A 13492-nucleotide genomic window follows, 5' to 3' on the forward strand; every position below is an offset into this window, starting at 1 on the left:
CGATTGATGGGCTAAACAGTAGCTAAGCGGAAAATAATATGAACAATGATAACGCTGAAAATAATAACGATAAAAAAAGGCTGTCTTTATTGGTGCCGATGTATAACGAGTCGAGTGTTATACCCGTTTTTTTTGAGACAGTTTTAAATGTGTTGAAAGAGGTCACTTACGAACTCGAAATAGTGTGTGTTAATGATGGCTCTACGGATAATACATTAGCGTTACTTAAAAGTTACGCGGAGAAAGACGCACGCATAAAAGTTATATCATTCTCTCGCAATTTCGGAAAAGAGCCTGCAATGACGGCCGCTTTGGATTATGCGACCGGCGACGCAATAATACCCATCGATGCTGATTTGCAGGACCCTCCAGAGCTGATTCTCGAGATGCTCGAAAAATGGGAAGAGGGTTTCAGCGTTGTTTTTGCTCGGCGATCATCGCGCGAATCAGACGGGCTTGTAAAACGCAACACTGCGTTATGGTTTTATTCTTTATTCAATAAAATGAGTGACACGTATATTCCGTCTAATGTTGGGGATTATCGGTTGATGGACCGTCGTGTTGTTGACGTGATTAAACGGCTGCCTGAAAAAGATCGATTTATGAAAGGCCTGTTTTGTTGGCCCGGATTTAAAAGTACAACGGTCGAATTTGAGCGCCCGGAAAGAGCCGAGGGCGAAACGAAATTTAATATGTGGAAACTCTGGAACTTTGCCATTAGCGGTATAGCCTCTTTTAGTACCATGCCTATTCGAGCGGGTATTTATGTAGGGTTAATGATTTCCGTTGCGTCCTTTGTTTACGCGATGTTTATCGTGACAAAAACATTGTTTATGGGGGTCGATGTTCCGGGTTATGCCTCTATTATGGTGGCGGTGCTTTTTTTAGGTGGTATTCAAATGTTCTTTTTAGGTTTGTTGGGCGAATATATTGGGCGCATCTACAAAGAAGTTAAAAATAGGCCTTTGTATGTGGTAGAAGAAACCATAGGTTTGGGCTAACGTTTTCACTTACTGAGGAGGCGTTTTGCCTATAACATTTATACGGCGTACCTTTAGCCGAGAATTAATAGTTCAATTATTGGTTTTTGGTGTTGTGGGTGTGCTCGCAACGTTAACTCATTACCTAGTGGCACTTTTTAGTTACGAAGGGCTTAACTTAAGCCTGTATTTCGCTAATCTTCTGGGTTACTTGTCGGCAGTTTTGGTGTCCTATTTCGGGCATGGTCGCTTTACGTTTAAGCAGTCTTTTCGTTGGGCGTTATTTGTCCGTTTTTCGGTTATGTCGGTTACCACCTTTTTGTGCAGCGAATTAATGTTAGTTGGGTTAGAAAACTATGCTCAACTGCCTGCGCGGTTTTCGCTGGCGGTGGTGGTGTGCACCATTCCTATCGTGACATTTGTTTTGAGTAAGTTATGGGTATTTAAGCCTTGAAACTATTGGCTAGCGTGTGTGCAATTTTCTACTGCTTTTTTAGCGTGCTATCAGTATCGGCAGGGGAAATAGCCATTACCTTTGACGATGCGCCGCGAGAAGATACGGCCTATTTTAGCGGTAACGAGCGAACGCAAAGGCTTATTCATAACTTAGCCGCTGCAGGAATTCAAAGCACGCTGTTTTTTGTATTGGGTAAAAATATAGTGCCGCAAACACAAGGTCGCTTAGAGGCTTACGTTGCGGCAGGGCATTTTCTTGCGAATCATAGTTTCGACCATTTGTCGGCGAACACGGTGGTGATTGAGGATGTACGAAAAGATATTGATACTGCTCATGCCTTGCTTACGAAACAAAATGGGTTCACGGCTTATTATCGACCACCTTATTTACATTACGGTGAGACCGAGACTAAACGGGACCAGCTATTGAGTCATTTGAAGACGCGTGGCTACCAATTAGGCTACGTTACGGTTGATAATTATGATTGGTATATGGACAGTATTTTTCAAAAGGCTGTTGCAAGCGGTAAAATAATTGACCATAAAGCCCTTGGCGACCTCTACGTCAATCTCCTATGGGAGTCGATTGTTTTTTATGATCAGTTAGCGTTAAAAACGCTAGGGCGTTCTCCTAAACACGTTTTGCTATTACATGAAAATGATTTGGCGGCGCTTTATGTCGGCCAATTGCAACGCTTTTTAAAGGCAAAAGGCTGGAAGATTATTACCCCAGAAGCGGCTTATAGCGATGCTATTGCTCATAAGGTTCCAGAGGTTCTCTTCCATAAGCAAGGCCGTGTAGCCGCGCTGGCTCGCGCTAAAGGCGTGCCTGAACCTGAGTTGCGTTCTGCTCCTGAATCTACGGCGTATCTGGACGAACAGTTTTCAAAACATCACGTATTTATTGACGCCCCCCTAGCTCATTAATCGTGTACGACACTGTTTGAATGTTGTTTTAAATTCATTTCCAGCGACTAGTAGCGCTTGGCTATCAAGCCTTTTAGGCTCAATCCGGCGTTGTAATCTAGTACGTTGCTTCCATTATCTCATTCAGAAACACATTTTTTTGATTCCGTGCTTTTTGTCAGGCCGTTGAAGACCTCACTCAACAGCCTCTCGAACGGACCTACTTTTTCACGCTGGCGTTGTAGCACCGCTATTGTTTATCCCTTAGGCCATATCTCTAGCTTTAACGGCCGTAAACTCGTTTTACACCGAAGAGGATTATAGGTAGACCATTCTGCGACTAAATATTGTAAGTCACGCCGTGTCGGCTGTTGTTGACGTCTAAGGGTGTGGTTATAGAGTATTTTTCAGTATTAGCGTATTGATATAAAAATACATTATAAGGCTTTAATCGAGAAGCCTTAGCGGTACTATACTTATGGTTTTAATGACCATATACTTATGGTTCTACTGACTATATAAGTGGAGGTCAGTTGATAACATTGTGCCGCTTCGCAATTTTAACAATAAGAGTATTGCGTGAGTGCACTCGATCAATATTGCCTGTTTGCAACAAACGGGACCAGCCTTGCAATTGTTTTGGCCCTTTGGGCTGTTGTGATTGTATAGGTGTATCTGGAGAAAAATAATGATTTTTACCAAAATACGAAGTCAAATGCTGAAGAACAGTTTAGCTGCGTTGGCAATGGCCGCTTTTTGTGTGCCTGCCGCTAACGCTCAAACCATCACCTCTAATCAAACGGGAACACATAACGGATTTTATTATTCGTTCTGGAAAGATTCCGGCGACGCGACCTTTGGGTTACGTGAAGATGGTCGTTATACCTCTCAATGGAGCAACGGGACTAATAATTGGGTTGGAGGCAAGGGGTGGAACCCTGGTGGTCGCAAGGTTGTAAATTACTCGGGGAACTACGGTGTTGATAGTTCACAAAATTCTTATTTGGCGTTGTATGGGTGGACAAAAAACCCACTAATTGAGTACTACGTTATTGAAAGTTATGGTTCGTATAACCCTGCTAGTTGTAGTGGCGGAACGGACTACGGCAGCTTTCAAAGTGATGGCGCAACCTACAATGTACGTCGTTGTCAGCGCGTTAACCAGCCATCAATTGATGGTACCCAAACCTTTTATCAGTATTTCAGTGTAAGAACCCCGAAGAAAGGTTTTGGTAGCATTAGTGGCACGATCACGGTGGGTAATCACTTTGATTTTTGGGCGAGTAAAGGCCTGAATTTAGGTAGCCATGACTATATGGTGCTGGCAACTGAAGGCTACCAGAGTTCAGGTAGTTCAGATATCACCGTATGGGAAGGTGGTTCTAGTGGCGGCGGCAACAGTTCAAGTGTTTCTAGTAGTAGTTCAAGTTCTGTCGCGAGTAGTTCTAGCAGTGCGAGCGGAAGTGATATCGTTGTTCGTGCTCGCGGTACCGATGGGGCTGAGCATATTAATTTAATTATTGGTGGTAACGTTGTTGCAGATTGGACCTTGAGCACTAACGCCCAAGACTACACTTATACCGGTAACGCTAGTGGCGACATTGAAGTTGAGTTCGACAATGACTCTAGCGGCTTAGACGTTATTCTGGATTCTGTGTATGTTAATGGTGAGACTCGCCAAGCTGAAGATATGGAATACAACACCGCAACTTACGATGGTGAGTGCGGCGGCGGTTCTTATTCAGAGACTATGCACTGTAGCGGTGTGATTGGCTTTGGCAGCACTAGCGATTGCTTTAGCGGTAATTGTAACGGTGGTTCGGTGTCATCTAGCTCGTCATCTTCTTCGTCTGTTGCGAGTAGCAGTTCTTCCAGTTCAACAGGTGGCGGTTCTGCTTGTCAGTGTAACTGGTACGGTTCTTTGTACCCGAGCTGTAATAATCAGGCCAGTGGTTGGGGCTGGGAAAATTCAGCAAGCTGTATAGGGGATAGTACGTGTAACGGGCAATCTGGTAACGGTGGAATTGTTTGTAACTAATCAACGTTAATGTTTGATGTGTTTAATAGCCCTGGCTTAATCAAGCTGGGGCTTTTTTGTTTTCGGGAGCGATAAAAAAGAGGAATGTGGGTGCACGGTTGGTAATGCGTTAGCAGTGTTAACAATACGATTAAAGTCAGGTGATAAAACCATAATAGTGATAAAGCCACCAACCTAGCACGCCTGTTATTGCCGTCAAAACGGTGCCCGGCAGTAGCATTTTTGCTGGGTAGGCCGACTGCTTTTTGTGTTGAAGGCAGTAGGCGATGGCGACGGGAAAACATAGTAAACAACATGCTCCGTAGAAATAATGTCGATTGCCTATGGCGGTGAGCGCTGTTATCAGTATGCCGACGAACATGAGTGCAATACCAATTCCACCGGTGATCGTCAGTATGATGACCCATTCAGAAGCCACTGTTATTCCTCATTGTTTTCGGTAAGCGTTGCGTGGTCACTTTGTGTTGTGTCGGGTGCTGGTGTTGTGTCGGGCGCTGTGGCGGTATCGCTCTCAGCAGGAAGCGGCCAGCCGCCCAGTGCTTTCCATTTATTAACAATGGTGCAAAATAAATCTGCGGTTTTTTCTGCATCGTAGGCGGCAGAGTGTGCTTCGCTATTATTGAATTCAATATTCGCGCGTTTGCAGCTGGTTGCCAGCACGGTATGGCCGAACGCAAGGCCGGAAAGGCTTGCGGTGTCCATGCAGGAAAAGGGGTGAAACGGGTTACGTTTTATATCGCATCTACTCGAGGCCGCATTTAGAAAACCCAAATCGAAATGTGCATTATGGCCAACTAATACCGCGCGGTTGCAGCCGGTGGTTTTAACTGCTTTACGTACGGCTTGAAATACCTCGCCGAGTGCAATCTGTTCTGGAACGGAGTGTCGGTCTTCGCAATCGAGATTGATTCCAGTAAAGTCCAGAGCTGTTTGTTCTATGTTCGCTCCTTCAAATGGGTCAACGTGAAATTCGAACGTTTCGTGGCGCACTAAAGTGCCGTCTTCTTCCATTTGTAATGTAACAGCGGCTATTTCAAGTAGGGCGTCGGTAGCACAGTTAAAGCCGCCGGTTTCGACGTCAATAATGACAGGTAAAAAGCCTCTAAAGCGCAAGGCAATGGGGGTTTTCTGTTTTTCTTCTGGGCTGGTTTGGGGTTGGGTGTCGCTCACAAAACTCTCAGTATGGGTTGGTTAAATTGTTATTGTTGCTGCAATTGCCAGTTAAGCGTTTCGCCTGCTTTTACGGGTACTAACTGCTCGTCGCCATAGTGGAGAGTTGTTGGAACCGTCCATTCTTTTCTCTCTAGCGTAATGGTGCCGGTATTTCGCGGTAATGCGTAAAAATCGGGGCCGTAAAAACTCGCGAACGCTTCAAGCTTGTCGAGCGCGTTGTTGTCCTCAAAGGCTTGTGCATACAGTTCAATTGCGGCAAAAGCAGTGTAACTACCGGCGCATCCACAGGCGGTTTCTTTTTTATTTTTTGCGTGAGGAGCAGAATCGGTGCCTAAGAAAAATTTAGGGCTTGCGCTGGTAGCGGCGGCAATTAGTGCTTGTTGATGGCTCTGACGCTTAAGGATGGGTAGGCAATAATAGTGCGGGCGAATGCCGCCTGCGAGCATATGATTGCGGTTATAGAGTAAATGGTGTGCCGTAATGGTGGCCGCAATATTAGTGGAGGCAGCAGCCACGAACTGAGCGGCTTGGGCCGTTGTTATGTGCTCGAGTACAATTTTTAGCGCGGGGAAGTCGAGCACTAAGGGGGCTAAAGTTCGGTCTATAAACGCGGCTTCTCGGTCAAAAATATCAATGTCGGCATCGGTTACTTCGCCATGTAACAGTAGCGGAACTTGGTGCGCTTGCATGGCCTCTAGCGCTGGATATAAATGCTTGATATGGGTAACACCCGAATCTGAATTGGTTGTTGCGCCTGCGGGGTAAAGCTTACAGGCAACTACTCCGGCTGCTTTCGCATCAATGATATCTTGCGCGCTAGTGTTGTCGGTTAGGTAAAGCACCATAAGAGGCTCAAATGTACTGCCTTCTGGCCGAGCGGCTTTAATGCGGGTTTTATACGCTAGCGCTTGGGTTGCGTTCATCACTGGCGGAACAAGGTTGGGCATAATTATTGCCCGCGAAAAACGACTTGCTGCGTGTGGAACCGTCGTGCGAAGGGCTTCGCCGTCTCGCAGGTGAATGTGCCAGTCGTCTGGTGTGGTAAGCGTGAGGGTGTCTGTCATGGAAACTGCATCTATCCTAAAGCGTGTGCTTGCCCGCGAGCTGCGGTGTTAGTGGAGCGAATGCTACCGGAAAACAGAGAGTCTTGCACTGGTCGTGTCTTAAGCTACCGCAGTTTTGGCCGATAACCACTGTAGGTGTAATTGGATGATGAAATTATGGTAACGCGCTGCCTGCCGCGCAGCGGCTGAGGTTAGTTGAATATGGAAAGAGTTAAACAACGGCTATACGGTGTAGGTAAGCGTTGGTTTGTTGCTGGAGGCTGCTGCGCAATGCTGTGCGCGCCTTGGGTGATGGCAGCAACTGAATACACAAATGCTATCAATGATGGCCAGTGGCAAGCTTATACGTCAGTATTTGAATGCAGTATTGAGCAGCGAGTGCCCTATTTTGGAAAGGTCGTGTTTGAGACTAGGGCGGGACATAGCTCGTGTGTTTTTCTACAGTCGCAACCTGCGCGTTTTAAGGCGGGAACGGCCACCTTGGTGGCGCAATCGCCCGTATGGATGCCGGAAGAGCCTCCTTTTGATTTTGGTGCAATATCACTAAAACGCGGGGCTAAGCCTTTTTGGAAAGGTAGTGATTATGCTGAGAGTATGTTGGCGCAACTTCACGAAGGCCGTGAACTGGCGTTTACAAAAGATCGCTGGTTTGAGCCGCCCCATTCTGCCCCCTCAGAAGTGCGGCTGACGAGCATTGGTTTTAGGGAAGCGTATCGAAAGTATTTGAGTTGTTTGGGAGGCCTATTACCTGCCAGTTTTGATCAGGTAAGGCGTACAGCATTGTATTTTCCTCCCGGCAACCCTGAAGAGCTTAGTCATAAGATGTTGGCACAAATCGATAAAATGCTCGCACTGGTAAAACATGACCCAAAAATTCGATTGTTTTATATTGATGGCCATACGGACGCCTTTGGCGATAGGGCTGAAAATCTTGAACTTTCGAAAATGCGGGCCGAAATGGTGAGCCAGTATCTAACAGCTAGGGGCGTTCCAGAGGATTGGATTACGGTGCGTTGGCACGGTGAACGATACCCCGTGTCATCCAATAATTCTGCGGGAAACCGAGCAAAAAATCGGCGCGTAACGGTACGTATGGAAAAGGTGGAAGAGCTGGAAGTATTGCCGCTTGCCTCTGCGGGGTGATTGCCTATGCGGGCTTGAGGGTCGTGTCTGAGTATTGTGGTCCGCGTGAGGGTTGGTATTTGCCTCAATCCGTTTTTAGCGGGCTAAAGTGAGATAAGCCCTTAAAATACAGCAGTAAGCTCAGCGCAGAAGTTCCTGCGATCATGCTCATGACCATTATCTGATACCGAACCGCTTCCAACGGCGAGATACCCGAAAGAATTTGTCCTGTCATCATGCCCGGTAACGACACCAGCCCTACGGCTAATAACGCGTTAATTTGCGGAATCATGGCAGCATTGAAGGCGATGGCACCAGCCTGCGTACTATTGCGCGCGTGTTCTGCCTCGTAACGTTCTGCCCCTAAGCTTAGGCTGTTCATACCATTAGCGAACACCATTCCTGCAAGAGGAATGACAATTTGCGGTTGATACCAAGGCGACAGCTTTAGCACCACCACAATTATCCACAGTAAATGCGCGCTTCCGGCAACGAAAAGTGCGAGAACGGCCACATTAAAATGCACTATTGATCGATTTTTTAACGGCCGAATCGCAATAGCGGCCGAAACAAGTGTCATGAAAATAATGATCGCAAGGCCGATTAACCCCCATTGGTAGTCGAATAGCAGCGCGAGAAGGTACCCCATCGCGATTAATTGCAGCACCATGCGTGCGCTGGCAATGATCAAATCACGACAATGGCTCAGCTTCCATTGGTAAATTACGATGGCAACCAACAGCGGAAGTGTAGAAAGTAACGTGTCGAATGGCGATAGGCTGATCATGGTCAAATTCCATTAAGGGCCTTTTAGGCAAAATAGTGGTGAATAAACGCCTAAACTGTGTGTTTGCGGGTTCTTTTACGCTTAGCACTTGGCCTTGGCCAAGCTTCCATATAAAATTCGCGGCCTTCAGATCCTAACCTATCCATTTGTGGAGTTTCCATGTCCGTAGATAAGTCTTCAATCAAAAAAGTTGTTCTCGCCTATTCCGGCGGCCTTGATACATCCGTGATCATTCGTTGGTTGGAAGAGACGTACGAGTGTGAAGTTGTCACCTTCACTGCCGATATTGGTCAAGGTGAAGAAGTTGAACCCGCTCGCGCCAAAGCTCAGGCGATGGGTATAAAAGAAATTTACATTGAAGACTTACGCGAAGAATTTGTTCGCGACTACGTGTTTCCAATGTTTCGCGCTAACGCTATTTATGAAGGCGAATATTTACTTGGTACATCCATCGCTCGCCCGTTAATTTCTAAGCGTTTAGTTGAAATTGTGAAAGAAACCGGGGCCGATGCGATTTGTCATGGCGCTACGGGTAAAGGTAATGATCAGGTGCGGTTTGAGCTAGGCGCCTACGCGTTACAGCCTGGGATACACATTATAGCGCCTTGGCGTGAATGGGATTTAACCTCGCGCGAAACGCTTATGGCGTATTGTAAAGAGCGTGACATCCCTGTTGATTTCGCGAAAGCGAGTAAAAAATCCCCTTATTCTATGGATGCCAACCTTTTACATATTTCCTATGAAGGCGATATTTTGGAAGATCCTTGGGAGGAAGCCGAGCCCGATATGTGGCGTTGGACGGTATCCCCAGAAGAAGCGCCTGATACCCCCGAATATATCGAACTTACCTTTGAAAAAGGTGACGTTGTGGCAATTAACGGTGAAGCAATGTCACCGGCAACCGTACTGGAAACACTTAACAAGAAAGGTGGCGCACACGGAATTGGTCGATTAGATATCGTTGAAAACCGTTACGTGGGAATGAAGTCTCGAGGCTGTTATGAAACACCAGGGGGCACTATATTGTTGCCCGCACATCGCGCTATTGAGTCGTTGACCCTTGATCGTGAAGCCGCACACCTTAAAGATTCAATAATGCCCAAATATGCTGAGTTAGTGTACAACGGTTACTGGTGGAGCCCCGAACGTAAAATGTTGCAAGCCCTCATTGATAACAGCCAAGAATCGGTTAATGGTGAGGTTCGATTGAAATTGTACAAAGGTTCTGTAAGTGTGGTTGGCCGTCGTTCTGCGGATAGTTTGTTTGATGAAAGTATTGCAACGTTTGAAGACGACGCTGGTGCATACGACCAGAAAGATGCGGCCGGTTTCATTAAACTTAACGCGCTACGCATGCGCATAGCGGCCCAGAAGGGGCGCAAACTAGACTAGTATGTACTTCCCGAGTACGGCTTTCGGCGGTGCTCGGTTCTACGCGGTTCTATTAATGTCTTCCCCGCATTCAGCCTCCTTGCAATAAAAAAACCACTGAAACGTTCTGATGTTTGAGTGGTTTTTCGCGTCGATTGATCGTGATCAAACAGAGATCGTGCTGAGAGCCTATAATCATCCGTAATTGCAGCCTGTAAAATGACAATTCCTTACCCTTTATGTGGGCTTGTCTGTTCTGTTGGAAAAAGCAGAGGGCTTTGGTAGTTTATGAATGACTTAAACCTTATTTCGTATCCAAACTTAAATAACGTAGGAACACACTATGAGCAATGGCTTGGCAACTGAGCAGCCACTCTACAACTACAAGGTCGTTCGTCAGTTTACGATTATGACTATTGTATGGGGTATTGTTGGTATGGCAGTGGGCGTGCTGCTGGCAGCACAACTTATGTGGCCAGAATTGAATGATATTCTGCAACCGTATTCGCATTTTGGGCGTTTGCGACCGCTCCACACGAATGCGGTAATCTTTGCCTTTGGTGGTTGTGCGCTATTTGCGACGTCTTTCTATGTTGTTCAGCGAACGTGTCAGGCTAAACTTTTCGGCGGTTTTCTAATCCCCTTTGTGTTTTGGGGATGGCAATTAGTGATCGTGCTTGCGGCCATTACGTTGCCTATGGGGTATACCTCAGCAAAAGAATATGCCGAGCTTGAATGGCCCATCGATATTTTGATTACTTTTGTGTGGGTGGCGTACGGAATCGTATTTTTTGGCACCATTGTGATGCGTAAAACATCGCACATTTACGTGGCTAATTGGTTTTTTGGGGCCTTTATTATCACGGTTGCGTTGTTACATGTTGTGAACAGCATGGCAGTCCCTATTTCGCTGACAAAGTCGTATTCGGCTTATGCGGGTGCAATGGACGCAATGATCCAGTGGTGGTATGGCCACAATGCCGTAGGGTTCTTTTTAACCGCAGGTTTTCTGGGCATGATGTATTACTTTGTACCAAAGCAAGCGGGTCGGCCAGTATTTTCCTACCAGCTTTCTATCGTTCATTTTTGGGCGTTAATTGCCATTTATATTTGGGCGGGGCCTCACCACTTACATTATTCGGCGTTGCCTGATTGGGCGCAATCGTTAGGTATGGTGATGTCATTAGTCTTATTAGCGCCCAGTTGGGGCGGTATGATTAACGGTATTATGACGCTCTCGGGTGCATGGGATAAATTGCGAACAGACCCAACGCTGCGCTTTCTTGTCGTGTCGTTATCTTTTTATGGGATGTCGACATTTGAGGGACCAATGATGTCTATCAAAACTGTTAACGCGCTCTCTCATGATACCGATTGGACGATTGGGCACGTGCACTCTGGTGCGTTGGGGTGGGTTGCAATGATATCGATCGGGGCGGTCTATCATTTATTGCCGGTGCTCTTTAGTCGCGCTCGTATGTGGAGTATTCAGTTAGTGAATATTCATTTCTGGTTGTCCACCATTGGTACTGTTTTGTATATCTGCGCGATGTGGGTGAATGGCATTATGCAGGGTTTAATGTGGCGAGCCTTTAACGCCGATGGCACCCTGACGTATAGTTTTGCGGCCTCTGTAGAGGCGAGTTATCCGGGCTATTTTGTGCGTTTTCTAGGCGGATTTATTTTCCTCGTTGGAATGCTAATCATGGCCTATAACGCGTATAAAACCATCGTTGAAGAAGAGCCCGCGGATGAAGCGCCGCTAGGCGCCGAGCCACAAGTTGCCTAAGGGGAAGCCACAATGAAAAATCATGACCTTGTAGAAAAAAATGTAGGTTTAATGGTGGTGTTGGTTGCCGTGGCCATTAGTTTTGGTGGTTTGGTGCAATTAGTACCTCAGTTTTTCCTTGAGGAAACCACCGAGCCTGTAGAAGGCTTAATGCCATTAACGGCGGTTCAACTTGAAGGGCGCGATATTTATATTCGTGAGGGCTGTCATGTGTGCCATACACAGATGGTACGCCCACTACGCGCAGAGGTAGAGCGTTACGGTCATTACTCTGTTGCTGGCGAATCCGTTTATGAGCACCCCTTCTTATGGGGATCAAAGCGTACCGGCCCAGATTTAGCGCGTGTGGGTAAGCGATACAGTGATACGTGGCATAAATTGCATTTATACAATCCGCGCAATGCCGTGCCGGAATCCAACATGCCAGCGTTTCCGTGGCTGTTTGATGCTGTGATCGACGGCAAACAAACCGCGACCAAAATGGAAGCGCTAAAATTTGTGGGCGTGCCTTATACCGCGGAAGATATTGCGGGCGCAGAACAGGCGGTGGCGGGTACCACTGAAGTGGATGCATTGGTGGCCTATTTGCAACAATTAGGCACTCTGTTAACGCACAAACGTTAGGTCAAAACAATGGATATTAATGATTTAAGAAGTCTATCTGTGGTGCTGGTGACGGTTGCGTTTGCGGGTATTTGCTGGTGGGCGTTTTCGCCAAGGCGTAAACAGGGGTTTGAGGACGCGGCAAATTTACCGTTTGCTGACGAAGAGCCGAAGGCAACAGAACAACAGAAAACTGAAGACCTTAATCTTCAGTCCGCTGACCAAAAATAAGGGCAGGGTTGATTATGAGTACATTTTGGAGTTTATGGATTATTGTGCTGACATCCTTATGTTTAGCATTGGTTTGCTGGGTGTTGTTTGCCAACCGCAAAGTGGCTATACGGGATGACGAAGATCCCGAAAACAAAACAACGGGCCATGTATACGATGGTATTGAGGAATACGATAATCCATTGCCGCGCTGGTGGTTTATCTTGTTTGTTATCACGCTTATCTATGCGGCTATTTACCTTGTGTTGTACCCGGGTATGGGTAGTTTTAAAGGTCTATTGGGGTGGAGCTCTACCGGCGAGTTACGCATGGACCAAGAAAAGGCACAGGCAGATCTAGCCGAAACATTTGGTGTTTATTCGCAAATGCCACTAGAAGAACTTGTGCACGACGGGCGCGCAATGAAAATGGGCGTGCGCTTATTTGCGAATAACTGCGCAGTTTGTCACGGAGCGGATGCTGGCGGAAACTTTGGCTTCCCTAACCTTACCGATAATGCATGGTTACACGGCGGTAGCCCCGATGAGATTCTTACTAGTATTCGCGATGGTCGTGAAGGTGCTATGCCTGCGTGGGGCGATATAATAGGTGAATCAAATGTTGTTGCCGTGAGTGAATACGTTTTAAAAACGTCTGGTCAAGAATACGATACGGTACTAGCCGAAACCGGTGAAACTGTTTTCACCCAAAATTGTGCAGCGTGCCATAACGGTGATGCTACGGGTAATAAATTGCTTGGAGCGCCCAATTTGACGGATGATGATTGGCTGTATGACGGTTCTCGTGAAGGTATTCAACATTCTGTTCGGAACGGTTTGGCAAACAAAATGCCCGCGCAAAGTGATATGCTACGCGCAGATAAAATCCATCTGTTAGCAGCCTATGTGTATTCGTTATCGTTCGATTACGATGAATAGGTTATAGCATTCAGAACTGCGAAATCTCTTAAGTGAGTTTTCGCAGTAGTGTTTC

Annotated in this window: 14 protein-coding genes; 10 read left to right on the forward strand and 4 right to left on the reverse strand. The window is 46.6% G+C overall.

Annotation, left to right across the window (positions count from 1 at the left end):
• The first annotated feature begins 38 nt into the window (after positions 1 to 38).
• From H5647_RS10010 to H5647_RS10025, 4 genes are all read left to right on the forward strand, one after another.
• A complete protein-coding gene (locus tag H5647_RS10010) occupies positions 39 to 1001 on the forward strand; it encodes a glycosyltransferase family 2 protein (protein ID WP_045858259.1) in 963 nt (320 codons plus the stop codon).
• Between the two features lie 25 nt (positions 1002 to 1026).
• Positions 1027 to 1434: a GtrA family protein gene (locus H5647_RS10015; RefSeq protein WP_236074859.1), complete on the forward strand. Its 408-nt coding sequence runs from the start codon at positions 1027 to 1029 to the stop codon at positions 1432 to 1434.
• Complete coding sequence (locus H5647_RS10020; RefSeq protein WP_052691985.1) at positions 1431 to 2363, forward strand: polysaccharide deacetylase family protein; 933 nt, start codon at positions 1431 to 1433, stop codon at positions 2361 to 2363. Before H5647_RS10015 ends, H5647_RS10020 begins: the two co-directional genes overlap by 4 nt.
• 667 nt (positions 2364 to 3030) lie before the next feature.
• Positions 3031 to 4380, forward strand: a complete 1350-nt coding sequence (locus H5647_RS10025; protein WP_045858261.1) for a glycoside hydrolase family 11 protein — start codon at positions 3031 to 3033, stop codon at positions 4378 to 4380.
• 136 nt (positions 4381 to 4516) lie between these two features.
• On the opposite strand, the gene H5647_RS10030 is transcribed toward H5647_RS10025, so the two are convergent.
• From H5647_RS10030 to pyrC, 3 genes are read right to left on the reverse strand one after another with little or no spacing between them, the layout of a single operon-like run.
• Positions 4517 to 4798 (reverse strand): hypothetical protein, encoded by a 282-nt coding sequence (locus H5647_RS10030; protein WP_200911645.1) that lies wholly within the window; start codon positions 4796 to 4798, stop codon positions 4517 to 4519.
• A gap of 2 nt (positions 4799 to 4800) precedes the next feature.
• Positions 4801 to 5550 carry a ribonuclease T gene (rnt, locus tag H5647_RS10035; RefSeq protein WP_045858262.1) on the reverse strand — a complete coding sequence of 250 codons (750 nt, stop codon included), beginning with the start codon at positions 5548 to 5550 and terminating at the stop codon, positions 4801 to 4803.
• A 29-nt stretch (positions 5551 to 5579) separates the two neighbouring features.
• The gene (pyrC, locus tag H5647_RS10040; protein ID WP_045858264.1) at positions 5580 to 6617 is read right to left on the reverse strand and encodes a dihydroorotase; all 1038 of its coding nucleotides are present in this window, start codon (positions 6615 to 6617) and stop codon (positions 5580 to 5582) included.
• Between the two features lie 201 nt (positions 6618 to 6818).
• On the opposite strand from pyrC, the gene H5647_RS10045 reads away from it, so the two are divergent.
• Positions 6819 to 7760 (forward strand): MotY family protein, encoded by a 942-nt coding sequence (locus H5647_RS10045; protein WP_200911646.1) that lies wholly within the window; start codon positions 6819 to 6821, stop codon positions 7758 to 7760.
• A gap of 64 nt (positions 7761 to 7824) precedes the next feature.
• Here the strand turns inward: H5647_RS10045 and H5647_RS10050 are convergent, their stop codons facing one another.
• Positions 7825 to 8526, reverse strand: a complete 702-nt coding sequence (locus H5647_RS10050; protein WP_045858277.1) for an ABC transporter permease — start codon at positions 8524 to 8526, stop codon at positions 7825 to 7827.
• A 159-nt stretch (positions 8527 to 8685) separates the two neighbouring features.
• Here H5647_RS10050 and H5647_RS10055 point away from each other — a divergent pair, with 159 nt between their 5' ends.
• The 5 genes from H5647_RS10055 (at position 8686) to ccoP (ending at position 13437) form a co-directional block, all read left to right on the forward strand.
• Complete coding sequence (locus tag H5647_RS10055) at positions 8686 to 9918, forward strand: argininosuccinate synthase (RefSeq protein WP_045858280.1); 1233 nt, start codon at positions 8686 to 8688, stop codon at positions 9916 to 9918.
• A 322-nt stretch (positions 9919 to 10240) separates the two neighbouring features.
• The gene (ccoN, locus tag H5647_RS10060) at positions 10241 to 11686 is read left to right on the forward strand and encodes a cytochrome-c oxidase, cbb3-type subunit I (protein WP_045858282.1); all 1446 of its coding nucleotides are present in this window, start codon (positions 10241 to 10243) and stop codon (positions 11684 to 11686) included.
• A gap of 12 nt (positions 11687 to 11698) precedes the next feature.
• On the forward strand, positions 11699 to 12310 hold the full coding sequence (gene ccoO, locus H5647_RS10065; protein WP_045858284.1) for a cytochrome-c oxidase, cbb3-type subunit II: 612 nt from the start codon (positions 11699 to 11701) through the stop codon (positions 12308 to 12310).
• A 9-nt stretch (positions 12311 to 12319) separates the two neighbouring features.
• Entirely contained in the window at positions 12320 to 12520 is a 201-nt protein-coding gene (locus H5647_RS10070; protein ID WP_045858286.1) for a CcoQ/FixQ family Cbb3-type cytochrome c oxidase assembly chaperone, read from the forward strand.
• 14 nt (positions 12521 to 12534) lie between these two features.
• Entirely contained in the window at positions 12535 to 13437 is a 903-nt protein-coding gene (gene ccoP / locus H5647_RS10075; RefSeq protein WP_200911578.1) for a cytochrome-c oxidase, cbb3-type subunit III, read from the forward strand.
• Positions 13438 to 13492 lie beyond the last annotated feature (55 nt).

Origin of the sequence: Teredinibacter purpureus, from assembly GCF_014217335.1 — a bacterium.
Classification (GTDB): Bacteria; Pseudomonadota; Gammaproteobacteria; order Pseudomonadales; family Cellvibrionaceae; genus Teredinibacter; species Teredinibacter purpureus.

What these genes read in the sequence shown, in the direction of transcription:
- H5647_RS10010 (WP_045858259.1), top strand. Translation starts at nt 39, where the DNA reads ATGAACAATGATAACGCTGAAAATAATAACGATAAAAAAAGGCTGTCT.
- H5647_RS10025 (WP_045858261.1), top strand. Translation starts at nt 3,031, where the DNA reads ATGATTTTTACCAAAATACGAAGTCAAATGCTGAAGAACAGTTTAGCT.
- pyrC (WP_045858264.1), bottom strand. Translation starts at nt 6,617, where the DNA reads ATGACAGACACCCTCACGCTTACCACACCAGACGACTGGCACATTCAC.
- H5647_RS10045 (WP_200911646.1), top strand. Translation starts at nt 6,819, where the DNA reads ATGGAAAGAGTTAAACAACGGCTATACGGTGTAGGTAAGCGTTGGTTT.
- H5647_RS10050 (WP_045858277.1), bottom strand. Translation starts at nt 8,526, where the DNA reads ATGATCAGCCTATCGCCATTCGACACGTTACTTTCTACACTTCCGCTG.
- H5647_RS10055 (WP_045858280.1), top strand. Translation starts at nt 8,686, where the DNA reads ATGTCCGTAGATAAGTCTTCAATCAAAAAAGTTGTTCTCGCCTATTCC.
- ccoN (WP_045858282.1), top strand. Translation starts at nt 10,241, where the DNA reads ATGAGCAATGGCTTGGCAACTGAGCAGCCACTCTACAACTACAAGGTC.
- ccoO (WP_045858284.1), top strand. Translation starts at nt 11,699, where the DNA reads ATGAAAAATCATGACCTTGTAGAAAAAAATGTAGGTTTAATGGTGGTG.
- H5647_RS10070 (WP_045858286.1), top strand. Translation starts at nt 12,320, where the DNA reads ATGGATATTAATGATTTAAGAAGTCTATCTGTGGTGCTGGTGACGGTT.
- ccoP (WP_200911578.1), top strand. Translation starts at nt 12,535, where the DNA reads ATGAGTACATTTTGGAGTTTATGGATTATTGTGCTGACATCCTTATGT.